The sequence below is a fragment of the Rhodococcus sp. 15-2388-1-1a genome, assembly GCF_002259145.1.
Lineage (GTDB): Bacteria > Actinomycetota > Actinomycetes > Mycobacteriales > Mycobacteriaceae > Rhodococcoides.
In genome coordinates, this window is the sequence record NZ_NPFP01000053.1 from 1 (window position 1) to 25,967 (window position 25,967).

The window sequence follows — 25,967 nt, forward strand, 5'->3', positions numbered from 1 at the left end:
TCGAAGGACCCTGACCCGTCGAGCTGCCACACCGATCAACACGGCCCCGGAAACATGCCCTCCCCTGCTGATGCACCCGCCTGCGGGGTCCTTGGGACACGCAGATCCGCGGGAGGAACAGGGCTCTCGGATCGAGTCATCGCGGCCCGGCGGGGGCGCGCCGTCGACAGAGAGTGGGTTCGATACCACCGGCACGGGCAGTTGGGGAGGCGTGATCTTGCACGTGCGGCTGCTCGGCTTCCTTCTCAGATGGGTAACACAACCGAACTGACGAATTCATTGCGTATCCAGGCAATGAACAGACCCCACACCCCCGTCAGCAGGGCGACACCGACGGCGATCATGATCACTCCGCCTGCCACTTTGATTCTCTGCGAGTTCCGCCGTAGCCAGCCGACACCGCGCATCGCCGAACTCGAGCCGAACGCAAGGACCACGAACGGTAGACCGAGTCCCAGACAGTAGGCGACGATGAGAGTGACGCCGCGCGCTGCGGTTGCGCCTTCAGTGCCAGCGGCAACGGACAACACCCCGGCGAGCGTGGGGCCAAGGCACGGCGTCCAGCCGAGCGCGAACACGCCACCGAGCAGCGGCGCTCCAGCAAGAGACGAGATGGTTTGCGGCGCGAATCGAGTGTCGCGTTGGAATGCGGGAATGAACCCGATGAACGTCAAGCCCATGATGATCGTGATGGCACCGCCGACCTGCTGAAGCACCTGTTCGTTGATGCGCAGGGTGCCGATGACCCCGAAAATCGAGGCGGTGGCGAGGACGAAGACGATGGTGAAGCCGGCGACGAACAACCCCGCTGCACCTGCCACGCGCCAGCGGCTTGCCAGCTTCGACGGTGCTTCACCAGTCGAGGCGGCGGCGATCGGCGGCGCGTCGGCACCTGCGATGCCCGCCAGGTACGACAGGTAGCCCGGCACCAGGGGCACCACGCACGGTGATGCGAACGAGACCAGCCCGGCGAGCATGCATGCGGCGATCGCCAGCACCAGAGGTCCGCTCGATGCCAAATTTTGGAACGTCGAGCCAACGCCGCCTTGGGCAAGAAGAACAGTCATTCGTCTGCTATCCGTTCGACGACAGGGAGGAGGTCTTCGGTGAGAAGGGCACGCATGAACACTGCCGCCACCCGGTGCTCTCGATCGAGTACCAGCGTCGAGGGAATCACGCTGGTCGGGTAGTTCCCGCCGAGGGCGATCAGCGTCCGCATCGAGGGGTCGTAGATCGAGGGGTAGGAGACATTGTTGTCGACAACGAAGTCCTGCGCTTTGTCCTTCTGCGGATCTCGAACGTTGATACCGAGGAACTGCACACCGCGCTCGCGGGTTGCTACGTAGACCTCTTCGAGGTCGTCGGCTTCGCCGCGGCAGGGGCCGCACCATTGGCCCCAGAGATTGATGACGACGACCTCGCCGTCGTAGTCCGACAGTGCCGTGTTCTTCCCCTCCTCCATCAGATCGGGGCCGGCGAGTTCGCCTATGGTTCCGCGTGTTTCGGGGGGATCGTAGACGATGTCGGTTCGACCGCCGGGGGCGACGAAGTCGAAGCTGCCTCCCGGGGGCGCAGCCTGTGCGCCGTCGGAGCATCCGGAGATCAGTAGTACGAGGGCAAGAATCGATCCCATTGCCGCGGTGGGCGTGCTGCCCTGACGGCGCGCACCGACCCACGCAGGGAGAAAACGTGTCATGAGGTGAAATCCTTTACTGCAGTGCGGATCTGGTCTGTCGTCTCGAACACCGTCGGGTCGGTGACGCGCTCGACCGTTCCGTCCGGGCGGAGGAGAAAGCTCAAGGGAAGGACCGGCGGTGCCGAGAGCGCGTCCAGGACGCTGCCGCCGTCGATGTAGTTCGGATAGCGGACGCCCAGTTGCGTGAGCAGCGCGGCCGCGTCCGCGGGCCGGTCCTCGACGTCGATTCCGATGACTGGGATCGCGTCGAGTTCTCCGGCGTAGGCATCGAGTACCGGCATCTCGGTGCGGCACGGGCCGCACCAGGATGCCCACAGGTTGATCAGCGTCACCTCGCTTCCGAGAACGTCGGCGAGATCGACATCGTCGGCGCTGCCGATGCAGCGTGCTATCACTCCCGCCAGCGGACCGCCTTCGCGCGGTACCGGCGGCGGACACAGCGGTAGCGCTGTTGCTCGTGCCGCGTCATCCGGCGGGCGGGACAATGTGAGTTCGGGTCCGACCGGCGCGACATTGTTGGCAATGGCCTCGGACGGGCCGCCCTCGACGCCACCGGAGCGGGGCCACAGTGCGACGATCGATGCAACGACAACGACGAGCATGACGATCGACCAGCCGCGCGTCATCGCCGTGACCTTCTTTCTCGAGAGAGCGGCAGAGGGGCGAACGGTACGTCGCGGATCATAGGAGCGTGGACCAGTACGACCAGAAACGCTGCGCGATCAGGGCGATGAGGACGAGAAACCACACGGTCAGCGGAATCGAGTGATTGCGAATCAGCGAGTCAAGCCGTAGCCGAAACCATTGCCCAAGAGCGGATTTCGACCTGGCGCGGTCGAGGTTGCGCAGCGTGACGTACCAGAAGATCGGTACGGTGACCGCCCACACCGCCATGCAGTACGGGCACAGGGCGCCGATCTCGTACAGGCTCTGCGCGATCAGCCAGTGCACGAAGACTGCGGCAGCAGTGACACCGACCTGCATCGCACCCCAGAACCACTGTGCGAACACCGCACCGGCGAGAAGGGCGGCACCCACTGCCGCCACCACTGCGAAGCCTGCGATCCCGAGAAGGGAATTGGGAAATCCGAACGCAGACGCCTGCAGGGTGTCCATCACCGATCCGCAGTTGAGCACCGGATTGATGCTGCAGGTCGGGGCGTAGGCGGGATCGAGCGCCAGAGCGAACTTTTCCACCGTGAGCACGAACGCGGCGGTCAGGCCGATCAGGCCGCCCACCAACAGCAGCCAGGGCAGGCCCCGGGCGAACGATCCACCGGGTCGGGTCTCGGCCGCTGGGAGGTCAGCCGAGTGCAGCGTCGAGGGCATCGGCCAGGTCTCCGTACGTGGTGGGTTCGATCTTGGTGCCGTTGAGGAAGAACGTCGGGGTGCCCTGCACGCCGAGCGCGATCCCGTCCGCGACGTCGGCCTCGATGCGCGCGAGCGTCGCAGGGTCGGTGTAGGCGGCATCGAAGGCGCTCATGTCGAGCCCTTGCTCGACGGCGAAGCTGCGGAACAACTCGTCCTGCGGAACCTGCTGTTCGCCCCACTGCGCCTGCGTTTCGTACATGCGCTGATACATGGCCTCGAATCCGCCCTGCTGGGCCGCGGCTTCGACTGCGCGTGCGGCTCGTTCGGCATTGAAGTGGGAGGCGATCGGAAAGTAGCGGGCCACGAAGCTCACCCGGTCGCCGTACTCTTCACGCAATTGCTCGATCGCCGGGTAGGCCGATCGGCAGGCCTCGCACTCGAAGTCGAGGAACTCCACGAACGTGACCCGGCCGTCGGGCACCGAGTTCAACCGATGACTGTTCTCGCGCACCGCAATCGAGGCAGGGTCGGTCGCGGCCTGCTCGGCGGCGGCAGCATCCGGAGACCCCGATCGATCCATCACCAGAAATACAGCCAACGCGGCGGCGAACACGATCACCAGGGACAAGGAAATCTTCAACGCTCGGCTCATACAACTACCTTCTCGATTCGTTCGGACTGATCAATGGGTCCGATATGGGCGTTTCGACTCGTTATGACACTAACAATCGTACGAACGTTGACCGAGAGGCCTTCCTTAACGATCGCATGATTGTTAGATTGTGCGCATGGCCTTGGAACCTCTGGACTCGTGCGATCTGTTGTGTATGGACCTCCCTCACGCCGAGAGGGTTCGCGCTACTCTGCCCGCGCTCGGCGATATCGAACCGGTCGCCGACGCTGCCCGAGCATTCGGCGACCCCACCCGACTGACCATCGCGCTCGCGTTGAACGCCGGCGGGCAGATGTGTGGCTGCGACATCGCGTGGATCGTGGGACAGAGCCAGAAGCTGGTCTCCCACCATCTCCGCAAACTCAAAGCCGCGGACGCGGTCACATCGAACAGAGACGGAAAGTTGGTCATGTATTCGCTCACCGACCGCGGCACCCGACTGCTCGCGACACTGGCCGAGGTACTGCCCACCGCCTCGGCCACCGCTGAAGTCACCGGGGTCGATCATGGCTGACGCGTGCTGCGGACCTACCCCGGCAGCGCCGACCACCGAATCCACTGCTGACGGTGCGGGCACGGGAGGTCTGGCTCCGACCGATGCACTCCCGAGGTTGTGGCAGGTCCGCGAGCTGCAACTCGCCTCGGCCGCCGCGATCGTCCTGGGCGCATCGTGGTTGCTCGGTCGAACGGGTGCCGATGCGGTTGCGACCGTCGGCGCTCTGATCGCTGCCGCGATCGCCGCCGTCACCTTCGTTCCCGCGACGGTGAGAAATCTGCGACACGGACGCATCGGTGTCGGCACGCTGATGACGATCGCGCTCCTCGGTGCCATCGCATTGGGCCAGATCCCCGAGGCCGCGATGCTCGGTATCTTGTTCTCCGTCGCCGAGGGGCTCGAGGAATACGCGGTCACCAAGACCCGCCGCGGACTGCGCGCACTCCTGTCGTTGGTGCCGCCGACGGTATCTGTCCTGCGCGGTGGAACCGAGCAGGCCCTGTCCCCCGACGATGTCGTGATCGGGGACATCATGGTGCTGCGGCCGGGTGAGCGAGCTGCCACGGACGGCACCATCGCTCGCGGTTCGACGAATCTGGACGTGTCTGCGATCACCGGCGAGTCCGTGCCCATCGAAGCCGGTGTCGGTGACGAGGTGCATGCCGGTGCCATCAACGGCGGCGGGGCCATCGAGGTCACCGTCACCGCGCCGGCATCGGAGAGTTCGCTTGCTCGCATCGTCCGCATCGTCGAACAGGCCCAGGACCGCAAAGGGGCCGGCCAACGGCTGGCGGACCGTATCGCACGTCCGCTCGTGCCCTCGATCATGATTCTCGCCGTACTCGTCGCCGGCGTCGGTGCGGTGCTCGGTGACCCCATGTTGTGGCTCGAACGCGCACTGGTGGTCCTGGTCGCGGCATCACCGTGCGCGTTGGCCATCTCGGTGCCGCTGTCGGTGGTGGCGGCGATCGGGGCTGCGAGCCGCAACGGGGCATTGATCAAAGGCGGTGCAGCAGTGGAAGAGCTGGGCTGCATTCGCGTCGTCGCCTTGGACAAGACCGGCACCCTCACTGCAGGACGACCGGAGGTCGTCGACGTCGTCACCGCTGCGGGAATCAGCCGCGACGCCGCGCTGGCCGTTGCTGCTGCGCTCGAAGCGCGCAGCGAGCATCCACTCGCCCGCGCCGTACTGGCCTCCGTATCGACCGTCGCGGCAGCCGATGATGTCACTGCCATCGCCGGGCACGGCCTGACCGGCACCCTCGACGGAGCCGCGATCAGGCTCGGGAAACCGAGCTGGTTCGACACACACCCCAGCTCCGAGGAGTTCCGCGCCGACGTCGCTCGTCTGCAGAGCGGCGGTGCCACAGTCGTTCTCGTCGAACGCGCCGGAGTTCTGATCGCTGCGATCGCCGTCCGCGACGAACTGCGGCCCGAGGCCGCCGAGGCTGTCCGGCAACTCACCGCGCTCGGTATCGACACTGCGATGCTCACCGGCGACAACGCGCTCACTGCGCAGGCTCTGGCGACCCAGGCGGGCATCACCGCCGTCCACGCCGAACTACTGCCCGAGGACAAAGCGGCCCTGCTGACCGACATCGCGGCCGGACGCAAGATTGCGATGGTCGGCGACGGCATCAACGACGCTCCCGCCTTGGCGACCGCAGATGTCGGTATCGCCATGGGCGCGATGGGAACCGACGTTGCCATCGAGACCGCCGATGTTGCCCTCATGGGGGAAGACCTCCGGCATCTACCGCAGGTGCTGGCCCACGCTCGACGCGCCCGGCGCATCATGATCGAGAACATCGCCTTGTCGATTGCCATCATCGGCGTGCTCGTCCCACTGGCTGCTACCGGTGTCCTGGGCTTGGCCACTGTGGTGCTCGTCCACGAACTCGCCGAAGTCCTGGTCATTGCCAATGCGATTCGCGCCGCCCGCACCACGCCCTTGGACGGTTTCGTGCCCCCGCCCGCGGCGTCCGGTGCCCTCAACGTCACGATCGCGCCCGCAGCGGCCTTCGAGGATGCCTGCTGTGCTCCGGCTCCGACGCCGAGGAACATCTCACCTCTCGCATCTGGGAACCTACTGGCCTCCACCACCGCACCGTCACCGTCGGCGATCGGAGCAGACGATGGCAGCTCCGGGTGCTCGGATGGATGTACCTGCTGCACATCGACTCCCGCGTACGGCGAACTCTTCCGCGGAAAGAGGTAGAGACCTGTGCGCGGTGATCGAACTGCACGCAGGCTCTACGGGATCGACATGACCGCAGCCGCTGGGGCATCGACAACAGAGGTGCGCTGGTACCACCTCGAACGAGCACACATCCTCTCGCAGCCCTATCCGTGGTTGCATACTCGCAACCACGGCGCGATGTTGAAAGCTGCGGTGACAGAACACGATCGGCGCGAATCCTGGGGCCAGTTGATTCGGATCGTGGTCGCTGCTCCAGGATCGTGGTCGGGGCGATACCCGGCCGGTAACACCGGCCGGGTCGAGGCGGGACTGATGTCGCCGATGCCCATTCCGCGGGACCTTGCGGACGCGCTGGGGGGCACGTAGCGGGAGTCATCAGTTCAGGCCTGCGTAGGAGTGTAGGCCTGAGACGACCATGTTGATGATGAACAGGTTGAACAGCATCGCCACGAATCCGGCGATGTTGATCCATGCTGCGCGGGTGTTGCGCCATCCGCTGGTGGCGCGGGCGTGCAGGTAGGAGGCGTAGACGATCCAGGTGATGAAGGAGACCGTTTCTTTCGGGTCCCAGCCCCAGAATCGGCCCCATGCGGCTTCGGCCCAAATGGCGCCGAGGATGACGCCGACGCCGAAGAGTGGAAATGCGAAGATCGTGGTCTTGTACGCCAGGATGTCCAGTGTCTGCGCGGAGGGCAGACGGGCGACGATTCGGCTCATTCTGCTCCCCGAGGCCTCGGGATGCTTCATGCGGATCAGGAACAGCGCGCTTGCAACCCCGGAGATCAAGAACACCCCGCTGCCGAGCGAGACGATCGAGACGTGCACCGGCAGCCAGTACGACTGCAGTGCCGGTACCACCGGTGCTGCGTCGGCGTACAGCACGGTGCCGGCGACGAACAGGAGGATCAACGTCGGTACCAGGACGAACAACCACAGGGTGCGCAGCTGCTTGGAGCGCAGCACCACCAGTGCAGCCAGTACACCGGCCGCGCAGGTGACCGAGACGAATTCGTACATGTTGCCCCACGGCGGCCTGCCGGCGGCGATCCCGCGAAGAACGATCGACCCGACATGCAACGTCAGCGCCACCATCACCAGCCCGGCTCCGGTACGGCCCAGACGTTCGGACGGAACCCGCCGGGGTGCGTCGGGAATGCGTCCGGGCGTCGTCGATGTCGCTGCGATCACCCGCGTGCGCAGTCGCTCCATATTGTGCAGCGCCGCGCTACGGGTCGTCGCGAGCTGACCGAGGAATGCGATTGCGGCGAGGAGATAGACCACGAAGGCGGTCTCGAAGCTGATGTCGCTCCAACGGGCGAGGGTGTCGTCGATCGGCATGGTGCTACACCGTTTCTCTGTCGTGGGTCTCGGAGTCGCTCGGGGCTATCTGCGGCCAGATCTGTGACCGGAGGGTCTGGAATTCGGGTCCCCAGCCGGCGTGATCGGTGCGAGCCAGGCCGCCCATGTCCACTCGCGAGAGGCCGTGTTCGCCAAGGTGGGCCCGGAACCAGACGCGGCGGCGTGTGATCACCAGGGAGATCAGTAGTCCGGTCATCATCGTGATGGCGAACACGAGGACCCACCGCTGCGCGGGGTCGTATCCGACCTGCAGGTTCGCGAATTCCTTGGCACCGTCGAACCGGACGAGAGTGCCGTCGGAGAGGGTTGTCGATTCTCCGGGCCGCAGGTTGACCCGGTCCTGCTTGACCAGCCGGCCCTGGTTGATCATCTCCTGGTCCAGGGAGAAGATCGACTGCGGGATGCCGGTGTCGAGACCGGTGTCGCCCTTGTAGATGTCCACTGCCACAGCGGGATCGACCAATTCCGGGAAGCGGGAGGAGAGCAGATTTCCGTTGAATTGCGCGGTGGGCGCGAAGAGTCCTTCGATGGCGATCTGCCCGCGGCGGCGTTCGTCGGCGGTGGGGTAGGTCCCCCCGGGTGGGTCGAATCGCAGCGCGCCGCTGCTGAGGAACGTGGTGGCGTCGTCGGGGCGGAACTGCAGGGCTTCGGTGCGGGTCTGGCCGTCGGGGAAGGTGACGGTGAACTCGGGGGCATAGCCGTGTCCGGTGAGGTAGATGCGTTCGTCGCCGAGCCGGAGGGGTTCGTTGACTTTGAGCTGATAATCGCGCCAGGTGTCGGCGGCGATGTCGTCGGCGCTCTGGTAGGAGATGTTCGAGGTGAACATCTCGGCCTGACCGTTCTCGAGATAATCGGCGGTGAAGTCCTTGACCCGGATACAGAACGGCTCGAGTCCGGTGCCGTCGGTGCTGTTGCCGGCGCGGAAGGAGTCGTAGACGGCGGGAGAGGTGTTGCAGAAACCGGGTCCGTTGTCGGCGATGACGATGACCGAGCCTTCGTAGCCGAACAGTTTGCCGATGGCGATAGCGGCGAGCAGACCGATCAGCGAGAAGTGGAAGAGCAAGTTCCCGGCCTCGCGGGTATAGCCCTTCTCGGCCGAGAGAGTCAGTGCCCCATCGGGCTCGGGTCGAACGACGGTACGCCACCCTTTCAAGTGCGGCGCGATGTCGGCAAGCACCTTCTCGGGGTCACCGGCGAGGGTGCCCGAATGATGCAACGGTAGTCGAGTGAGATTTCGGGGTACTCGAACAGGTTGTGCGCGAAGAGCTTTGCCGTGCTCGATCAACCGGGGAGTCAGACAGCCGATCAGAGACACGAACAGCAGGACGTAGATCGCGGTGAACCAGGAACTTGCGAACACGTCGAACAATTCCAGTGTGTCCATCACCGGCCCGAGAGCCGGGCGCGCGGCGATGTAGGCATCGACGGCCTGGGTATTGAGATTGCGCTGCGGCAGCAATGCGCCGGGGATTGCTGCGGCGGCGAGGAAAAACAGCAGCACCAGCGCTGTACGCATCGACGTCAGTTGTCGCCACCGGTTGCGCAGCATCGCCACCGTTCTGCGCACCAGTCCCGGCGAGTGCACACCGGGGTGTTCCTCGATCGTCATCTCCGCACGCCCGTCACCGACCACCATCTAAATACTACGCGACATAGTAGTTGATGGGTTCGGTGTGGTGGAGCGTGGTCGGCGCAGCAGCGAGAACGCCAGTGCCGCAACAGCGCCGGTGGCGGCAATCCATTCCGGAACGCTGCCGGTGATCGTCGCCGGGGTGAGCGTGGTGCTCAGTGACACCTCGGTGACGACAGCTGCGGGGGTGAACAGCTCCGTGCGCTCGACGACCTCCCCGCGTGCATCGATGACGGCGCTGACGCCGCTGGTGGCCGAAACGACGACGCTGCGCCCGTGTTCGACCGCTCGTACCCGCGACATGGCGAGTTGTTGGTAGGTCATGTTCGTGCGTCCGAAGGTGGCGTTGTTGGTCGGCACTGCGATCAGCTGGGCACCGGCGCGAACGGAGTCGGTGAGCAATGCATCGAAGGCGACCTCGTAGCAGGTGGCCACCGCGACGGGCACTCCGGCGAGGTCGAGGACGCCGTTGCCCTGACCCGGAACGAAGCGTCCTGCTTGGGCGGCGTAGGGAGAGAGTGCGGTGACGATCGTGCGCATCGGCAGGTATTCGCCGAACGGCACCAGTCGACGTTTGTCGTGCATCTGCCCTGGGCCGGTGACAGGATCCCACACGATCGAGGTGTTGCTCGTGGTGCCATCGTCTCGGCGCAGTACTGTGCCGACGAGTACGGGGACTCCGACGGCGCGGGCTGCGGCGTCGATTCGTGCGGCGGCATCGGGGTTGCGCAGGGGATCGATGTCGGAGGAGTTCTCCGGCCAGACGACCAGATCGGGTGCGCGCACGCGGCCGGAGTCGATGTCGTCGGCGAGCTCGATGGTGCGCTGAACGTGATTGTCGAGCACTGCTCGTCGTTGGGCGTTGAAGTCGAGACCGAGCCGCGGGACGTTGCCTTGCACCAAGGCGACGGTGACCGTGTCCTGCGGCGGCGGAGCGAACAGTGGAGCTACCACCGTGAGCGCCCCTACAGCAGTGGCCGCACCGATGCACGACGCTGCTGCAGTTCTGCGGGTGATGCGATCGGAAGCGATGGCACCGGCCAGAGCGGACCCGATCAGCACCACGACGAACGACAACCCCGGCGCGCCGATCAACGCAGCCAGAGGCAGCAGCGGACCGTCGGATTGACCGAATGCGATGCGGCCCCAGGGGAATCCGCCGAACGGGACACGTGAGCGCGCAGCTTCGATCGCCACCCAGGCGCTCGCCACCCAGACCGGCGCCCACGGCAGTCGGGACATCCGATCCGCTACCGCGCCGAACATCGCCACGAAGAGGGCTTGAACGACGGCCAGCGCCAGCCACGGCACCGATCCGACGTACTCCCCCACCCACGGCAGCAGAGGCACGAAGAACGCCGAGCCGGCGACGAAGCCGGCCCCCGCACGCGTCCCTCGCCCACGCACAGCCAACAGCAGCATTGCAATTGCTACCGGAGCGAGAAACCACAGATCGATGGGAGGGAACGTGGCGTACAACATCAGCCCGGACCACGCGGCGGCGAAGAGCCGGATCCAGGCGCGGACTCCGTTGCTGCCGGTCACCCACCGCGCCCGGCTCGGGTCGTAGACGAGAGGTCGAGGTCCGGGTTCGATGTCGGGAGCCGCCCTCATGACGGCACGCGCGTGCAGCCGGTACCGGAGCAGTCTCTGCCGTTCATCAATTACTATGTTGCATAGTATTTAAAGCTATGGCAACTCTGCGGTGGAGACCGATCCCATGCCGTCGACGCGCAACACCCGTCCGAGGTACACCCGAGAACGAGGATCCGTGAACCGCTCCCCCACCACGTCTCCCACGCGAGTGCGTGCTTACACAGTGACTCTCGTGCTGACATTGGTCGCTACCGCGCTGACCGTCGACTACTGGGCGCAACAAGCGTTGCCCGGCTCTCCGATCGCACTACCGGTCATCGAACTGCGACTCGCCTTCAACCGCGGAATGGCCTTCAGCCTGGGCGATTCGCTGCCTCTATGGGTGATCGTGTCGGTCACGGCGACGATCACCGCCGGGGTCGCGGCCTACGGATGGCACAGCGCTCGGCACGGGGAGCAGTGGACAACGGCAGCGCTGGCACTGATCCTCGCCGGTGCCCTGTCCAACGTTCTCGACCGGCTTGTCGATGGTGCGGTCACGGACTACTTCCACACTGGATGGTGGCCGACGTTCAACCTCGCCGATGTCTACATCACCAGCGGTGTCGTAGTGCTGATCGGTGCGTCGGTGTTCGTGCGGGATACAGCCGAGAGGCAGCCCGGTTCCGATTCGGCGGCCGCGCACACCTGACCGTGGACCTCACCGTCTGCGGCTCCTTCGCCGTGTCGCCGGTGCAGTGCTCCCTACGGACGTCCCTGTGGACCACCGACCGCGCCGCGCAGATCCATCTCACGACCCCGCGTGACCCGAGCCGGCGGGTTCGCACGACCCCGCCTCACCCACTTCGAAGACCTCGACTGCTCCCTGTCACCACGCCACTTCCCGACATCGACCCTCACCACGTCGAGGTTCGACCTGCAGCGTGGCGTGTTCGAGACTGTACTGATCGAGAAGGACCTGTTGAGCGGCAGCGAGCACCGGCGGTGAGGCGGTACCCGGGGTCACGGTCAAATGCGCCGACGCGACCTCCATCCCGGACGTCAGGGTCCAGATGTGCAGGTCGTGCACGTCCTCGACACCCTCGACGGCGGCCAACGACTTCTCGACCGCTGCCACGTCGATGCCCGACGGGGCGTGCTGCAGCAGTATCCGCACGGCGTGACGGCCCAGGTTGAACGCGCGCGGCAGGACGAACACTCCGATGGCGACCGCGATGACCGGATCGGCGTACCGCCATCCGAACAGAACGGTGACCAGCCCGCTGACGAGTACGCCGATCGAGCCGAGCATGTCCGCCATCACCTCGAGATACGCACCCCGAACGTTGAGGCTGTCCTTGGCACCGCTGCGCAGCAGGACGAACGCGATGAGGTTCATCACGAGCCCGAGGGTGGCCACCGCCATCACCGGGACGCCGGGGACCTCGGGCGGATTCGAGATGCGTTGCGCTGCTTCGTAAAGAATCCAACCGGCCACACCGAACAGCAGAAGTGCATTGAACAATGCGGCGAACACCTCGGCTCGGTAGAGCCCGAACGTGCGGGCAGCCTTGGTCGATTGTCGCTGCGCGAGTGTGATCGCCACGATCGCCATCAGTATCCCGAACACGTCGGTGAACACGTGTGCGGAATCGGAGAGCAGGGCCAGCGACGAGGTGGACAGGCCGACCACGACCTGCGTCACGAGGGTGACCGCCCCCAGGCCGACAGCGATCCACAGTCGGCCCAGGTGTTTTCCGGACGCGCTGGCCGGTGAACCCGGCTCGATCCCATGGCCGTGTCCGTGCCCCATCGTTGCTCCTTCGTCGTGTCCGGTCCGTAGAACGACAACATATTGCGATATGCGCATATGTGCAAGTGTTGAAGGATCGTCCGGCGGCGGCTGCCCGGACCCGTACAACTATCATTCGTAGTAGTTCATTGTCGGCGCAGGTCGGACTGCCTCGCGCCCATGCCGGAAACACGATCCACCGGGAAGAGGCGGACACCATGGCCACCGAAGCGGCCCGCTCGACCCGCGGCGCAGTGGATCGACGCTCCGGATCGCAGGTGATGTTGCTGTGCGCGGTGATTGCCGCGGTGGTCGCTGCACTGCTCGCCGCGATGTCGACGTCCCAAGCGCTCGTCCTGTTGGGTCTGCCCGATCCCGGCCCGGTCACCACGTTCGGGATCCCGGCACTGACCGCGATCGGCGAGGTGGCTGCCGTCGTGGCGGCGGGGTCGCTGCTCCTCGCGGCATTTCTCGTTCCGCCTCAGAGGTCGGGTGTGCTCGACATCGACGGGTACGTAGCCGTCCGCACCGCGGCGAAGGCCTCCGCAGTGTGGGCGGCGTGCGCGGCGGCGTTGGTGCCGCTGACGCTCTCGGACGCGTCGGGTCAACCTGTCGGATCCGTTGCGGCGCAACCGGTGCAGTTCCTCGGTGCGATCGGCGATGTCGAAGCCTCCACTGCATGGGCCATCACCTCTGCGGTCGCGGCGATCACCGCCGCAGCATGCGCGGCGGTGTTGCGGCATCGGTGGACCCCCGCCTTGTTCGCCCTGTCGATGCTCGCGTTGATCCCGCGCGCGGTCACCGGCCACTCCTCGACCGGCGGCAATCACGACATCGCGACGAACTCGTTGATTCTGCACATCCTCGCTGCCGCACTGTGGGTGGGCGGACTCCTCGCACTTCTCGCTCATACGCTGCGCGGGGGTGGACACCTTGCCGTCGCGACCCGCCGCTACTCGACGCTCGCTCTGGTTGCGTTCGTGATCATGGCGGTCTCCGGAGTGGTCAACGCTGCCGTGCGAGTACCCGTGACGTCGCTGTGGGATTCGACGTACGGCGCTCTGATACTGGCGAAGATCGCAGCCCTGGCGATCGTGGGGACCCTCGGGTGGATACAGCGACGACGAACGGTCGGCGCTCTGGCTCACGATCCCGAGAACCGCAGATCCCTGATCACGTTGTCGATGATCGAGACCCTCGTTCTCGTCACCACAGTGGGCCTGGCGGTCGCACTCGGCCGCACTCCCCCGCCCCCGCCGCAGGACGCCTCGCTACCTCAGGCGCACGAAGAGGCCTTGGGCTACGTGTTGGACGGCCCGCCCACCGCTGCGCGGTTGGCGTTCGAGTGGCGTTTCGACCTGGTGTTCGGCTCCGCGGCGGTGATCGCGGCCGTCCTCTACCTGGTGGCCGTGCGGCGCCGCCGGCGAGCAGGCCTGCCATGGCGGAGGCGGTGGACAGCGAGCTGGTTGACGGGCACTGCGGTGCTGCTCGTGGCGACCTCGTCCGGGGTCGGGCTCTACAGCCCGGCGATGTTCAGCGTGCACATGGCGGGACTGACCGCGGTCGCCATCGCCGTGCCGCTGCTGTTGGTCCTCGGCCGACCGGCCACCTTGGTCGCCTCGGTCCTGCCGACCGCGCCGGCAGCCGAGGTACCGGGTTCGCGCGAATGGCTCCGGGCTGCATGGCACAGCCGAGCAGCCCGGATCGCGATCCACCCGTGGGTCAGCACCACGGTGTTCCTGAGCAGCTTCTACCTGCTCTACCCCGGCGGAGTGTTCGACACCGTCGCCGACTCGCATGTGGCACACATGGTGATGAAGGGCTGGTTCCTGACCGTCGGGATGGTGATGTTCTGGGGCACGGTCGGCGAAGACCCGGTACCGAGACCGATCGCGGGACTGACGAAGTTGCTCGCGAGTATCACCGCGTTGGCCGGGTTCGCATTCTTCCTCGTCGTGACGATCGATCTCGAGACCGCGCTCGGAGCGAGCTTCTACAGCGGACTGCGTCTGGACTGGAACGCAGACCTGCTGGCCGACCAGCGGCGCGGCGGCACTCTGGCGTGGGGTATCGGCGAGTTGCCGTTGCTCGCTGCCGCGGTTCTCGCCGCGGTCCGGTGGTCGACGGCCGACGAGAGCGCGGCACGGCAACGAGATCGCCGAGTCGACGATCAAGGTGATACCGAACTCGAGGCGTACAACACCATGCTCGGTGGCCTGTCCTCTCGGCGGGACCACCCCTGATACCCGAGGAATCCGTTCTCGGTCAGGGTCGCCGTTGCCCGCGGGATGTCCTCCGAGGACCGTGACCAGCGTTATGGGTGAATCCGGGTCGAGTGGGATGGAAAAACTATGCTTGATAGTAGTAACCTGTGGCCTGACCGTCACCATTTCGTTATCTCGAGCGAGGCCTCGGCCTCGTAGCCACCAAGGATTGTGATCTTGGCCCGACACCGCACACCCGATCCGATCGACGACGACTGCGCAGCGCCGGCGCGCGGCGGCGTGATCTCGATGCCCGTCGGCACCAGGACGCTGGCGCTCACCGATCGCCCCCGTCATCGACGGGCCGAGTTCGCACCCTCGCGTTTCGTGACCGAGTCGCCCGCCGATGCCGGGTACTCCGATAACCGGTCGGAGGACGAGCGCACGCCCTCGGCGCAGACGCCCGCACCGGATGGACCTGCTCACGCGGTCAGCGCCGCCTGGGACACCGCGGGCGCGGACACTACCGCGTCGATGTGGGCGGCGCACGTGGCCGGTCCGGACGAGACGACGCACGGCGAGGGTGACCGCGATGTAGTCCAGCCCGTGTCGCGAAGTGCTCGCCGCGGACTTCGAAGTGCTCGCCGCGGACTTCATCGCCGCCGGGTGCCGAAGCCGGGTGGCCGCGCCATCGCTGCGTCGGTCGCGGTCGGTGCCTTTCTTTCCGCGGCAGCGACGTCTCCGAATACCGGGTCGCAGGACAGTGTGGCACTCAGCGCTGCGAGTATCGATCGACCTCCCGCCGGCGTCCTGCCGCCGAGCCCGGTCGTTGCCTCACCCCCGCAGGTGTTGCAGTTGCCCGATCTCGACGTCGGTCGGGTCGCGCAGCGCATGACCGAGCAACTCGCCGAGGGGGGAGTTCGGGCGGCGGAGCGCGCTGCACGCGATGCCGAGGCGCGGCGCCCGCTCTCGGTGGTGCCGGTGTCGGGAACATTGACCTCCAGTTCTGGGCCACGTTGGGGGACAACGCATTACGGACTCGACATCGCCAATACGATCGGGACGCCGATCGTATCGGTGACCGACGGTGAGGTCATCGAAGCAGGGCCGGCGCAAGGGTTCGGCCTGTGGGTTCGTATTCGTCAGGACGACGGCACGATCGGGGTGTACGGCCACATAGACCAGGCGCTCGTCACCGCCGGTCAACGCGTGAAAGCCGGCGAGCTCATTGCTACGGTAGGCAACCGAGGCCAATCCACCGGACCCCACCTGCATTACGAAGTGTGGCAACCCGACGGTGCCAAGTCCGACCCGGCGGCGTGGCTGTCGGCACGCGGAGTCGATATCACCTGACACGACGAGGAAAGAAGAACTGGCGATGAAAAGGCTCGGTGATCTCGAAGCGGAGGTGATGAACGTGCTCTGGGAATGTGATCGACCGCAGTCGGTCCACGACCTGCGCGAGCGCATGGCCGGCAGAAACCCCGCCTACACCACGATCCTGACCGTCGTGACCCATCTCCACGAGAAAGGGTGGGTCGAGCGGACCAAGCAGTCACGCGCGTACCTCTACTCCCCGGTGCAGTCGCGCGCGGAGGCCACCTCGCAAGCGCTGCGCGAAATCCTCGACACCAGCACCGACTCGGCCGCCGTGCTGATGCATTTCGCGAAAACCGTCACCGACGACGAACTCGACGCCCTGCGGGGGAACCTGCCGGACGTGAACCGGTGATCGTCGCGCTGGTGTTGCTCCTCGCGGCGATCATCGCGGCCGTCGCCCTGCCGCAGCCGCTGACCTCACTCACCCGCACCGTGAGCCCCACTCTCGCCTTGACCGCATGGATCGGCAGCATCGCCGGGGTGCTGTTCCTCGTGGGATCCGCGGTGACCGTGTTGCTCTGGCCCGGCCATGCGCCCGCCGAGGGCATGGTCGAACTTGCCGTCCGCTGCCTGGGATCGCTGCAACACGCGGCCCAGCCGTGGATCGGCGAAGCGGTCGCCGGAGCATCGGTCGTCCTCGCGGTATCGGCGTCGGCGCGCGTCCTGCGCTCGACTCGCCGTCAGCTTCGAGCCCGGTCCAAAGTCCGCGACTATCACCGCGATGTCATCGCCGTCGTGGCGCGCACGGACCCCGGACCCGAACCGATCATGTGGCTCGACCACCCGCTCCCGCTGGCCTACAGCATCGACGGTCGCCCGGGTTACGTCGTGGCCACCGAAGGCCTGCTCGCCCATCTCGATCCCGATCAACAGCGGGCAGTGATCGCACACGAACGTGCCCACTTGCGCGGGCACCACCACCGCATCGTCAACATCTGCGAGATCCTGGCTAAAGCACTTCCTCGCGTTCCTCTGTTCGCCGCAGCACCTGCAGCGGTGCGGGTTCTGGTCGAGGTCGCCGCGGACCGGTCCGCGGCCGCGGTCACCAGCGCCGACACCGTGCGTTCGGCCTTGTCGACGGTCTCGCAGGCGCATTCGGCGCGTCCACTGTGGGCGTTGGGCCTGATCGGGGAATCGACCGCCGAGCGGTTGCATCACCTCGACACGAGCGCGCACACGCCGAGCCGAACCGGGGCAGGCGCGTACGCTGCCGCCGCCGTGCTGCCGCTCGTGGTGCCGGCCGCCATGGCAATCCTCACCCTCAGTGCGGTCTCCGCCGCAGCGTGCGCGGTTCTGCTGACTTGAACCACCCCTAAATACTATGCTGCATAGTATTTAGGCTAAGCTGACGGACGCGTCCTGTAATTCGCGTGCGACACGAAGGTGGTTCCATGACGGCGCTGACATCTCCTCCGGCTGCGCCGGCGGTCCGCCCCTATCCACCCCGCGGGGCCCGCAAGGGATCATTCCTGCGCACCATGGTCACCACCACCGATCCGAAGGTCATCGGACTGATGTACCTGGTGACCTCGTTCGGGTTCTTTCTCGTCGGTGGCCTGATGGCGTTGATCATGCGCTCCGAGCTCGCGGTCCCGGGAATGCAGTTCCTCTCCAACGAGCAGTACAACCAGCTCTTCACCATGCACGGCACGATCATGCTGCTGCTCTACGCCACCCCGATCGTCTTCGGCTTCGGCAACTACATCCTGCCGCTGCAGATCGGCGCACCCGATGTCGCCTTCCCCCGGCTCAATGCCTTCAGCTACTGGCTGTACCTGTTCGGTGCACTGGTCACCACCGCAGGGTTCATCAGCCCCGGCGGTGCCGCAGACTTCGGCTGGACCGCGTATACCCCGTTGAGCAGCGCCGTCTACTCCCCCGGTATCGGATCCGACCTGTGGATCGTGGGTCTGCTCATCGCGGGCCTGGGCACCATCCTGGGCGGGGTCAACATGGTCACCACCGTGGTGTGCCTGCGCGCACCGGGAATGACGATGTTCCGGCTACCGATCTTCACCTGGAACATACTGGTGACCTCGATCCTGATCCTGCTGGCGTTCCCACTGCTGACCGCAGCACTGATGGGCCTGCTCGCCGACCGCAAACTCGGCACCCACATCTTCGATCCCGCCAACGGCGGAGCGTTGCTCTGGCAGCACCTGTTCTGGTTCTTCGGACACCCCGAGGTCTACATCATCGCGCTACCGTTCTTCGGAATCGTCTCGGAGATCTTCCCGGTCTTCTCCCGCAAACCCATCTTCGGGTACAAGGGCCTGATCTACGCCACCGTCGGCATCGCCGCCTTGTCCATCGCGGTGTGGGCGCACCACATGTACGCCACCGGTGCCGTGCTGCTGCCGTTCTTCTCGTTCATGACCTTCCTCATCGCCGTGCCGACCGGCGTGAAGATCTTCAACTGGATCGGCACCATGTGGCGCGGCCAGGTCACCCTCGAATCCCCCATGCTCTTCTCTATCGGATTCCTGATCACGTTCGTCTTCGGTGGACTGTCCGGGGTGCTGCTGGCGAGCCCGCCCATCGACTTCAACGTCACCGACACCTACTTCGTCGTCGCGCACTTCCACTACGTTGTGTTCGGAACGGTCGCGTTCGCGACCTACGCCGGCATCTACTTCTGGTTCCCCAAGATGACCGGCCGCATGCTCGACGAACGACTGGGCAAGTGGCACTTCTGGATGACGTTCCTCGGATTCCACGCCACCTTCCTCGTCCAGCACTGGCTCGGAGCGCAAGGAATGCCGCGCCGCTACGCCGACTACCTCCCCTCCGACGGATTCACCACCCTCAACCAGATCTCGACCGTGGGATCGTTCGTCCTCGGGGCCTCGACACTTCCGTTCATCTGGAACGTCTTCAAGAGCTACCGCTACGGCGAAGTGGTCACCGTCGACGACCCCTGGGGATTCGGTAACTCCCTCGAGTGGGCGACCAGTTGCCCACCACCGCGGCACAACTTCACCGAGATGCCCCGGATCCGCTCCGAGCGGCCGGCATTCGAGCTGCACTATCCGCACATGGTCGAACGCATCCGCGCCGAGCAGCACGTCGGTGGCCCGCACGCCGATTCGATCGCGCCTTCGGAAGTGATCACCGAAGCCATCGCCGGGCCGGATATATCGAAACGGCCGGACGTCGACAAGTAACACGGTCGACCGATCCCCGTAGGCTCACACCCCCTTACTACTATTGCGCATAGTAGTAAAGAGAATCAGTACGACCAGAGGAGAACCGAACGTGAAACGATGGATGCTGATCGCCGTGCTCATGTGCGGCACAGCACTGTTCGGGGCGGCCCCGGCGTCGGCGCACAGTGAACTGGTCAGCTCCGACCCGCCCGCCGATGCCACCCTCGACTTCGCGCCTATCGGTGTGGGTCTGGTGTTCAACCAGGACATCAACGAATCGTTCGCGACCATCAGCGTGGTAGGTCCTGGCGATACTCAGTGGACGCAGGGTACGGCCACGGTCGAGGGCCCCGACGTATCGGTCCTGCTCGAGGACGGCCTACCCAACGGGCAGTACACCGTCGGCTACCGCGTCACCTCCGCGGACGGGCACCCGATCACCGGGTCGTACGGCTTTTCGGTCGACGTCGCAGAGACCGCCACCCGCCCGGACGCTGCTGCACAGCAATCGCAGAGCGCTGCACGTTCGACCTCGCCGGCTCCCTCGACCACGCCGACGCAGGCCTACGATCCGAACAACCCGTCCGCCAGCGAAGACCGGCCACCGAAACAGAACACCATGATGCTGCTCTCCATCGTGGGCCTGACTGTCCTCGGTCTCGCTGCCATCGCCCTGACGTTGGTGATCCGAGGCAAGGACAAGCAATGACAGGGTCCCGATGAACATCGCCGCAGTAACTCCCCCGGAAGGCCCGCCGACGCTGGCAGCGTTGCTGAGCTTCGATGTACCGCCGCTCCCGATCCTGCCGATCGCCGGCATCGTCATGGCCGGGCTGTACTGCTGGGGGCTCTACCGGGTCCGCGGTCGAGGTATCGCGTGGTCACGGTGGCGGAGTGCGAGTTTTCTGCTCGGCTGCGCGGCGCTGGTCCTGGTGACCGGACTGCAGGTCGAACGCTACGGTTACAGCCTGTTCAGCGTCTTCATGTTCCAGCATCTGACGTTGTCGATGACCATCCCACCGTTGTTGGTGGTGGGTTCGCCCGGACGACTTTTGTTGCGTGCCACCGCTCATCACGGAACCGGGCGGTGGGTACTGATCGCGGCGCTGACGGGGTTGCGTAGCCGCGCCGGGCGCATCGCGCTTCACCCCGGGCTGACGATTCCGTTGTTCCTCTTCAGCTATTACGGTCTGTATCTGTCGTCGATCTTCGATGTTCTCGCCGTCAGCGAGATCGGGCACGTATCGATGGAGATCTTCTTCTTCGCCAGCGGGCTGCTGTTCATCATCCCTGTGCTCGCCGTCGGCCCCCTCCCTGTTCGGCAGAGCAATCTGGGCCGTATGTTCGACCTGTTCGTCGAGATGCCGCTGCATGTGTTCTTCGGTGTCATCCTGATGATGTCGAGCACCCCCATGCTCGCCACGTTCGCCTCCCCTCCCCCGCAGTGGGGTGTCGATCCGATAGCTGATCAGAAACTCGCCGGGGCGCTGGCATGGTCCTACGGTGAGCCGGTGGCCCTGCTGGTGGTGCTCATCTTCTGCATTCGATGGAACCGAGACGAAAAAGAGGAATCGGCCGTCGCGGATCGCCACGCCGAAGAAGACGGATACAGCGAACTGAACGCCTACAACGATTTCCTCAAGCAGATCGGCACCGAAACCCGGCCCCGCACCCTACGGTGACGCCCGCACAACTACGCACGACAGGACGGCCGATGCCACTGATCCGCACACCCGCAACCCCCCAGGGGCAGCTCGTCTTTCATGTGCTGGCCTACAACGGCGTACGGCTGATACTCGTGTGCGTCGCTGCAGGCGTGATCTTGGCCGTCGACGCGCTGACGACCCTCGACATTCCCTTCGTATTGGTACTACTCGCCGCACTTGCCGCAAGCCTGCCGCTGTCGGCACTGACTCTGAGGAAACGTCGCCGAACCATCAACGCGGACATCGAAGCTGTCGATCGCGCGCGCTCGATCAAGAAGCGAGGTCCCGCGGCGGGATGACCCCGTAGCAGAACTCTCTGACGCCGGCGTACGCATTCACGGCATGGCCGTATCGTTCTTGTCGATCACTGTTCACCCGACCCACTCGATGTGTGGTTGCGCTTCTGGTTTCGGCGCGCCATCGAGCAGTTCGAGGGTGCGTTGCAACAGATTCTCGATCCGATGCTCGAGATCATCGGTTATGTCGGACACATCGGCCAGATCGGTGTGGGCACGGCGGCGGGCATCGATACCGATTCGGTAGTAGTCCGAGTCCAGTGCAGCTGCAACGGGTTGCGGCGGCGAGCCGGTCATGTCCGCTTCCAGCGCGCGATCACCGAGGAGCAGCGACCGAGGCGGTCGTGGGTCGTGTCGAGGCGGCTGCCCAGTGCGATGGGCATCGACGATCCATCCGACCCCTGCCGGGGACATCGACTGTGCGGGGAACGGCATGTGGCCCCACCGGTCGATCGGCACGGCGACGGGACCTGGGTGCACCGACCATCTGGTCATGTCGGGAAAAGCGTTCGCCTGCAAGTGCTCTGAGAAGAACCTGGCCTTCCCGCTGCCCCCAACAGTACGGCATGAAGCGCATTACAGTACACCCGAAATCGGTTATCTCACTGACTATTACGCGACCGATACCTGGATACCGGCGAGGGTGGCGCGCACCATCTCGTGGCCACACGGGGTGTCGTGGCCGAGCCCGCGGTGGGACGAGAGGGCCTCACCTGGCAGTGGCTGCGGATGCAGCGGCCACGGGCGAACGTACGCATCATCGGGCATCGCCGCGAGCCGCGCGTTCACGCGAGGTGGCGCTCGAACTGGCGGCGCCGCTCGGTGGGACCGAGGTACAGAGTGCGCGTGAGCACCGATGAGGTGATCGCCACGGTCATCGACCATCTGGAGACGTTGCTGTCGTGGCCGGACCGACAGCGTATGCCGAACCTACTGTTGCTCGGTCCGACGAACAACGGCAAGTCGATGATCATCGAAAAGTTCCGGCGCACTCATCCGCCGATCAGCTTGTCCGACCGCGAGCAGATACCGGTGTTGTGCATGCAGATGCCCCCGGACCCGTCACCCGGCCGGTTCTACCTCGCACTGCTCACAGCGTTGGGAACACCGACCAGGCCCCGCAATCGGGTCCACGAACTCGAACAGCAAGCATTGATGCTGCTCCGCGCCACCGGCGTGAAGATGTTCGTTCGTCCAGACCCTGACACACCTTCATCCGTTCCCTCCTACGAAGCGCTTCTCCTTAGAGGACACAGAGCCTGGACCATTGGTGCCAGCCCACGATTCGACTCACCTGTTGCCCCAATCCCATAGGAGCGCGATTATGTTCGCTCCATCGATGTCAGGATGCAGCCTTGCCAGCGTCGCACTCGGCCTGAGCGAGGCATAGCACTGAAGCCTGCCTCGAAGGGCGCGCTCGAACGGCAACACGAAGAGAGCTCGACGCAAGGGTGCAGCTCTGTACCACTCCAAGGTCAAATTCAATCTTTACCGCGGTAAAGGTCGCCAAGATATGGAACGGGTCACCCGGACTCCAGGCTCTGCAGGCCCCGGTCCCCCAGCGCATCAAGCGCATCCACGATTTAACTCAAGCAAATGCACTCAACAGGAAGTTCCCCAGCACACGCCAGCCTCGTTAAAGCGGATTCGATTGAATATTGTCTATCAAAGGCCCGCCGCCACCTTCGGCCGGCCTTCGAATGCGCACCGCCAAAAAACCCGGAACTTCGACTGCAAATCGGGCAGATCCCGACGCTTGTGGGTGCGACGCTTTTCGTCACAGTGACGAAATTGGGTGGGGTCGCGACATCCTGCCCCCCGGTCTTACTTCGGCGCGAACTATCGCGATTCACCCTACGTAAATCCGCCGCAAGGCGTTGCCGGCCAAACCAAGGTCCTACGAGATGGCTGAAACTAACTGCCGACAAGAAATGAAACTCAAGGCCTCACTGGAGCCCACATCACCCCACCACCCACTCGCATTTACTGAATCATCACCTTGCGGTGAGAGATCAGCCTTTACCGCGGTAAAGACGCGACAACGCCAAGGCTCAGGACCTAGCGCCTTGACAGTCCGCCGGAATTGGGCGAAACGACCAAACTGGGGCCTGCCCGAAAACCCTAACGAAAACTGTTGCACCCTCACTACGATATCGGCCGGCCGATTGCATCAGAAGAGCCTGGTCGCGCATGATTGCAGTGCACTGCAACAGCAAGCAACTAGCGCGTACTTCGAAGTGCAACGACTGTTGCAGAACCAACGCCAGGTCGCGCCCAGAAATCTTAGTACGACGCGCCTCAGCGGGCCTTAAAGACATCCGACGGGCGTGGTGCCGGCACTTCGTGTATCACCATACCTAGCAAGCCTCCCGACTAACTGCTGTCGACCAGCGAACCAGCCAACGTTGGGGACGGCTGCCGTCCGCAGCCCTGCTCGCTGCTTCAATGACACAGTCCTCGCACGAATCTGCAACGGTGTAGCTCCCACACCCTCGGGTCAGAAGTCTGAATACCAGTAGTTGATGGTGCGACAGGCGGACTTAAGCACTGCCCACCTTCACTGATTTGACGTTTACCGCGGTAAAGATTTAGCCGGTAAGTACCACAGCGCGTGGACGAGCCAGTGAGCGCCGAGGTCCAGCGGGGGAGTCTGCCATCGGATCACAGACATGACCCGGCGAGTCGAAGCTACAACCGAACACTCTGGAGGCATAGTGATGTACATTTCGAGGGCGCAAGCAACTCCAGCGCTGCGCGTTCTCGCGGATCTTTACCGCGGTAAAGATCATCGCCAGAACACCACACCGAAGTAGCCGCACCGCGGTGAAGCAAACGGAAGGTGGGCTCAATGCCCGTACACGTAATAATCAGCCAAAAGGGCGGAGTGGGGAAGAGTACCCTCACGATGAACCTGGCGGCAGTCAAGAATGACGTCTTGACTCGCTCCGGAGCCAAGCAGAGCGAATCGCCAGTACTGGCAGCTTCGATCGACCCTCAGGGCTCGGCAGTGTGGTGGGCCGAAAGAGTGCAGGACCTTCCCTTCCGGGTCACTCAGATCGACGACCCGGAAATGCTCCGCCATCTGCCAAACCTGGATGGAATCAAACACGTTTACGTCGATACGCCGGGCTGGATCGGCGATCGTCCTGGGGCTGTAGATAACGGCACTTCAGGACAAGCGCTCGACACTGTACTTTCGGTGACCGATCTCGCGATCGTCCCGATCGTCCCGGAGCCACTCAGCTTCGACCCGACGGCCCGCACAATCTCCAAAGTGCTTGAGCCGAAGGGAATCCCATTCATTGTCGTCATCAACAACTGGGATCCAAGAGACGGCCGAGTCGACCTGGAACAGACCGAAGCATTCGTCCAAGCGCAAGGTTGGCCACTCGCCAACACCGTTGTTCGGCACTACAAGGTGCACAGTCGAGCCGCAGCTCAGGGGCAAGTGGTTACCGAGTACCCGCCAAATCGGGCATCGCTGCAGGCACGTGAGGACTTCCAACGCTTGTGCCTTGAGCTGGAAGTAGGTAAGTAAATGGCAACATCACAGAAGTCCCGGGGCGGTCGGGTCGATTTTTCTAGTCTGGTTGGTTCAGTGGGGGACAAGTCGCCCGTGGATGCATCCATCCCTGTGGATGGCCAATTTAGACCAGATGTGCCTCTGTCCGAACTAGTGGCCAACCCTCGGAATCCGCGCTCAGCGGTCGGGGATCTCGCCGATCTGGCTACAATCGCGGAGCGGCAGCTTCAACCTGGGACAGTGGTTACGAGCGCACGGTGGCTCGAACTTTGGCCAGAGGACGTCGCCAGAATCGGTTCCGCACGTTGGGTTGTGGTCAACGGCTGCCGAAGGCTTGCTGCGAGCGAGAAGTATGGCCGCAAGGGAATGGATGTGGTCGTTCAGGACAGCCTTGCAACATCCAAAGAGGCCATCCTGTGGGCATCAATAGTCGAAAACCTGGACCGGCAAGACTTCGACGTTGTCGAAGAGGCAGAAGCTGTCAACCTTCTTGTTACTGAACTCGGAAGCGCCACCAAGGCCGCTCAAAAATTGGGGCGATCAGAAGGCTGGATCTCGCAGCGGCGCGCATTGCTCAAGCTAGAGCCTGAGTTGCGGGAGAAACTACGTTCAGGCGATCTCGCGATCCGAGACGCTCGGGCGCTGGCGCAGATTCCGTCTGCGGAGCAGGTCGCTGAGTGGTCTTCACGCCAGCAGAACCCACCATCGCCGAAAGCAAACGAGAAGAAACCACGCCGACCCTCCGATGCTGACAAGCAGATCGCATCACGCAGCGCCGCAATCCGGGCGCTGATGAAGCTGAAAAGCGATCCCCACTCTGTGGCAGTCGCGATCAGGGAAGCGCTCAACGAGGAGGACATACGTGAGCTGGTGAAGACGCTTCGAGGCATCTGACACAGCTCATCCAACCAAGAAGGCCTCGGCGGAAAGCACATCCGCCGAGGCCTTGCTGCTGAGCCTCCGATTCGGACCAGTGGGGA

26 protein-coding genes are annotated in these 25,967 nt (G+C 64.5%); 15 read left to right on the forward strand and 11 right to left on the reverse strand.

Features of this window, described 5'->3' with window-relative positions; translation table 11 throughout:
* Positions 1-245: 245 nt before the first annotated feature.
* From CH302_RS27890 to CH302_RS27910, 5 genes are read right to left on the reverse strand one after another with little or no spacing between them, the layout of a single operon-like run.
* Positions 246-1,067: a cytochrome c biogenesis CcdA family protein gene (locus CH302_RS27890; protein ID WP_094610769.1), complete on the reverse strand. Its 822-nt coding sequence runs from the start codon at positions 1,065-1,067 to the stop codon at positions 246-248.
* The gene (locus CH302_RS27895; protein ID WP_094610768.1) at positions 1,064-1,633 is read right to left on the reverse strand and encodes a TlpA disulfide reductase family protein; all 570 of its coding nucleotides are present in this window, start codon (positions 1,631-1,633) and stop codon (positions 1,064-1,066) included. Before CH302_RS27895 ends, CH302_RS27890 begins: the two co-directional genes overlap by 4 nt.
* Positions 1,634-1,692: 59 nt before the next feature.
* Positions 1,693-2,322, reverse strand: coding sequence for a TlpA family protein disulfide reductase (locus tag CH302_RS27900; RefSeq protein WP_094610767.1), 630 nt, complete (start codon positions 2,320-2,322; stop codon positions 1,693-1,695).
* A 55-nt stretch (positions 2,323-2,377) separates the two neighbouring features.
* The gene (locus CH302_RS27905; RefSeq protein WP_094610766.1) at positions 2,378-3,025 is read right to left on the reverse strand and encodes a vitamin K epoxide reductase family protein; all 648 of its coding nucleotides are present in this window, start codon (positions 3,023-3,025) and stop codon (positions 2,378-2,380) included.
* Positions 3,000-3,659 (reverse strand): DsbA family protein, encoded by a 660-nt coding sequence (locus tag CH302_RS27910; RefSeq protein WP_094610765.1) that lies wholly within the window; start codon positions 3,657-3,659, stop codon positions 3,000-3,002. The genes CH302_RS27905 and CH302_RS27910 overlap by 26 nt, the downstream gene beginning before the upstream one ends.
* A gap of 136 nt (positions 3,660-3,795) precedes the next feature.
* Between CH302_RS27910 and CH302_RS27915 the strand changes: the two genes are divergently transcribed.
* From CH302_RS27915 to CH302_RS27925, 3 genes are read left to right on the forward strand one after another with little or no spacing between them, the layout of a single operon-like run.
* A complete protein-coding gene (locus tag CH302_RS27915; protein WP_094610764.1) occupies positions 3,796-4,194 on the forward strand; it encodes an ArsR/SmtB family transcription factor in 399 nt (132 codons plus the stop codon).
* Positions 4,187-6,394 carry a heavy metal translocating P-type ATPase gene (locus CH302_RS27920; RefSeq protein ID WP_094610763.1) on the forward strand — a complete coding sequence of 736 codons (2,208 nt, stop codon included), beginning with the start codon at positions 4,187-4,189 and terminating at the stop codon, positions 6,392-6,394. The genes CH302_RS27915 and CH302_RS27920 overlap by 8 nt, the downstream gene beginning before the upstream one ends.
* Before the next feature lie 48 nt (positions 6,395-6,442).
* Positions 6,443-6,742, forward strand: coding sequence for a DUF3703 domain-containing protein (locus tag CH302_RS27925; RefSeq protein ID WP_094610762.1), 300 nt, complete (start codon positions 6,443-6,445; stop codon positions 6,740-6,742).
* 9 nt (positions 6,743-6,751) lie between these two features.
* Here the strand turns inward: CH302_RS27925 and ccsB are convergent, their stop codons facing one another.
* Genes ccsB through lnt form a run of 3 tightly spaced genes read right to left on the reverse strand, consistent with a single transcriptional unit; the run spans position 6,752 to position 10,847 of the window.
* On the reverse strand, positions 6,752-7,714 hold the full coding sequence (gene ccsB / locus CH302_RS27930) for a c-type cytochrome biogenesis protein CcsB (RefSeq protein ID WP_094610761.1): 963 nt from the start codon (positions 7,712-7,714) through the stop codon (positions 6,752-6,754).
* 4 nt (positions 7,715-7,718) lie between these two features.
* A complete protein-coding gene (gene resB, locus CH302_RS27935) occupies positions 7,719-9,344 on the reverse strand; it encodes a cytochrome c biogenesis protein ResB (RefSeq protein WP_051364853.1) in 1,626 nt (541 codons plus the stop codon).
* 27 nt (positions 9,345-9,371) lie between these two features.
* Entirely contained in the window at positions 9,372-10,847 is a 1,476-nt protein-coding gene (lnt, locus tag CH302_RS27940) for an apolipoprotein N-acyltransferase (protein WP_255139220.1), read from the reverse strand.
* A 238-nt stretch (positions 10,848-11,085) separates the two neighbouring features.
* Between lnt and lspA the strand changes: the two genes are divergently transcribed.
* Complete coding sequence (gene lspA / locus CH302_RS27945) at positions 11,086-11,652, forward strand: signal peptidase II (RefSeq protein ID WP_255139164.1); 567 nt, start codon at positions 11,086-11,088, stop codon at positions 11,650-11,652.
* Positions 11,653-11,829: 177 nt separating this feature from the next.
* On the opposite strand, the gene CH302_RS27950 is transcribed toward lspA, so the two are convergent.
* Entirely contained in the window at positions 11,830-12,753 is a 924-nt protein-coding gene (locus CH302_RS27950; protein WP_094610814.1) for a cation diffusion facilitator family transporter, read from the reverse strand.
* Between the two features lie 197 nt (positions 12,754-12,950).
* Here CH302_RS27950 and CH302_RS27955 point away from each other — a divergent pair, with 197 nt between their 5' ends.
* From CH302_RS27955 to CH302_RS27990, 8 genes are all read left to right on the forward strand, one after another.
* Positions 12,951-14,975: a cytochrome c oxidase assembly protein gene (locus CH302_RS27955; protein ID WP_094610813.1), complete on the forward strand. Its 2,025-nt coding sequence runs from the start codon at positions 12,951-12,953 to the stop codon at positions 14,973-14,975.
* A 651-nt stretch (positions 14,976-15,626) separates the two neighbouring features.
* On the forward strand, positions 15,627-16,289 hold the full coding sequence (locus CH302_RS30780) for a M23 family metallopeptidase (protein ID WP_255139222.1): 663 nt from the start codon (positions 15,627-15,629) through the stop codon (positions 16,287-16,289).
* Positions 16,290-16,314: 25 nt separating this feature from the next.
* Entirely contained in the window at positions 16,315-16,668 is a 354-nt protein-coding gene (locus CH302_RS27965; protein ID WP_032370891.1) for a BlaI/MecI/CopY family transcriptional regulator, read from the forward strand.
* On the forward strand, positions 16,665-17,621 hold the full coding sequence (locus tag CH302_RS27970) for a M56 family metallopeptidase (protein WP_094610759.1): 957 nt from the start codon (positions 16,665-16,667) through the stop codon (positions 17,619-17,621). The genes CH302_RS27965 and CH302_RS27970 overlap by 4 nt, the downstream gene beginning before the upstream one ends.
* Before the next feature lie 86 nt (positions 17,622-17,707).
* Positions 17,708-19,480, forward strand: a complete 1,773-nt coding sequence (ctaD, locus tag CH302_RS27975; RefSeq protein ID WP_094650285.1) for an aa3-type cytochrome oxidase subunit I — start codon at positions 17,708-17,710, stop codon at positions 19,478-19,480.
* Between the two features lie 91 nt (positions 19,481-19,571).
* Positions 19,572-20,171 (forward strand): copper resistance CopC family protein, encoded by a 600-nt coding sequence (locus CH302_RS27980; protein WP_141215893.1) that lies wholly within the window; start codon positions 19,572-19,574, stop codon positions 20,169-20,171.
* A gap of 10 nt (positions 20,172-20,181) precedes the next feature.
* A complete protein-coding gene (locus CH302_RS27985) occupies positions 20,182-21,144 on the forward strand; it encodes a cytochrome c oxidase assembly protein (RefSeq protein WP_032370888.1) in 963 nt (320 codons plus the stop codon).
* A 32-nt stretch (positions 21,145-21,176) separates the two neighbouring features.
* Complete coding sequence (locus tag CH302_RS27990) at positions 21,177-21,467, forward strand: DUF4229 domain-containing protein (RefSeq protein ID WP_052053811.1); 291 nt, start codon at positions 21,177-21,179, stop codon at positions 21,465-21,467.
* Between the two features lie 72 nt (positions 21,468-21,539).
* On the opposite strand, the gene CH302_RS27995 is transcribed toward CH302_RS27990, so the two are convergent.
* Positions 21,540-21,959, reverse strand: coding sequence for a hypothetical protein (locus tag CH302_RS27995; protein WP_094650287.1), 420 nt, complete (start codon positions 21,957-21,959; stop codon positions 21,540-21,542).
* A gap of 117 nt (positions 21,960-22,076) precedes the next feature.
* A complete protein-coding gene (locus tag CH302_RS30370; protein ID WP_155288467.1) occupies positions 22,077-22,253 on the reverse strand; it encodes a hypothetical protein in 177 nt (58 codons plus the stop codon).
* Positions 22,254-22,310: 57 nt separating this feature from the next.
* Between CH302_RS30370 and CH302_RS28000 the strand changes: the two genes are divergently transcribed.
* The 3 genes from CH302_RS28000 (at position 22,311) to CH302_RS28010 (ending at position 25,881) form a co-directional block, all read left to right on the forward strand.
* Positions 22,311-22,778: a TniB family NTP-binding protein gene (locus CH302_RS28000; RefSeq protein WP_230598328.1), complete on the forward strand. Its 468-nt coding sequence runs from the start codon at positions 22,311-22,313 to the stop codon at positions 22,776-22,778.
* A gap of 1,534 nt (positions 22,779-24,312) precedes the next feature.
* Positions 24,313-25,002, forward strand: coding sequence for a ParA family protein (locus CH302_RS28005; RefSeq protein WP_032370995.1), 690 nt, complete (start codon positions 24,313-24,315; stop codon positions 25,000-25,002).
* A gap of 225 nt (positions 25,003-25,227) precedes the next feature.
* Positions 25,228-25,881 carry a ParB/RepB/Spo0J family partition protein gene (locus CH302_RS28010; RefSeq protein WP_329946442.1) on the forward strand — a complete coding sequence of 218 codons (654 nt, stop codon included), beginning with the start codon at positions 25,228-25,230 and terminating at the stop codon, positions 25,879-25,881.
* The last annotated feature ends 86 nt before the right edge of the window (positions 25,882-25,967 follow it).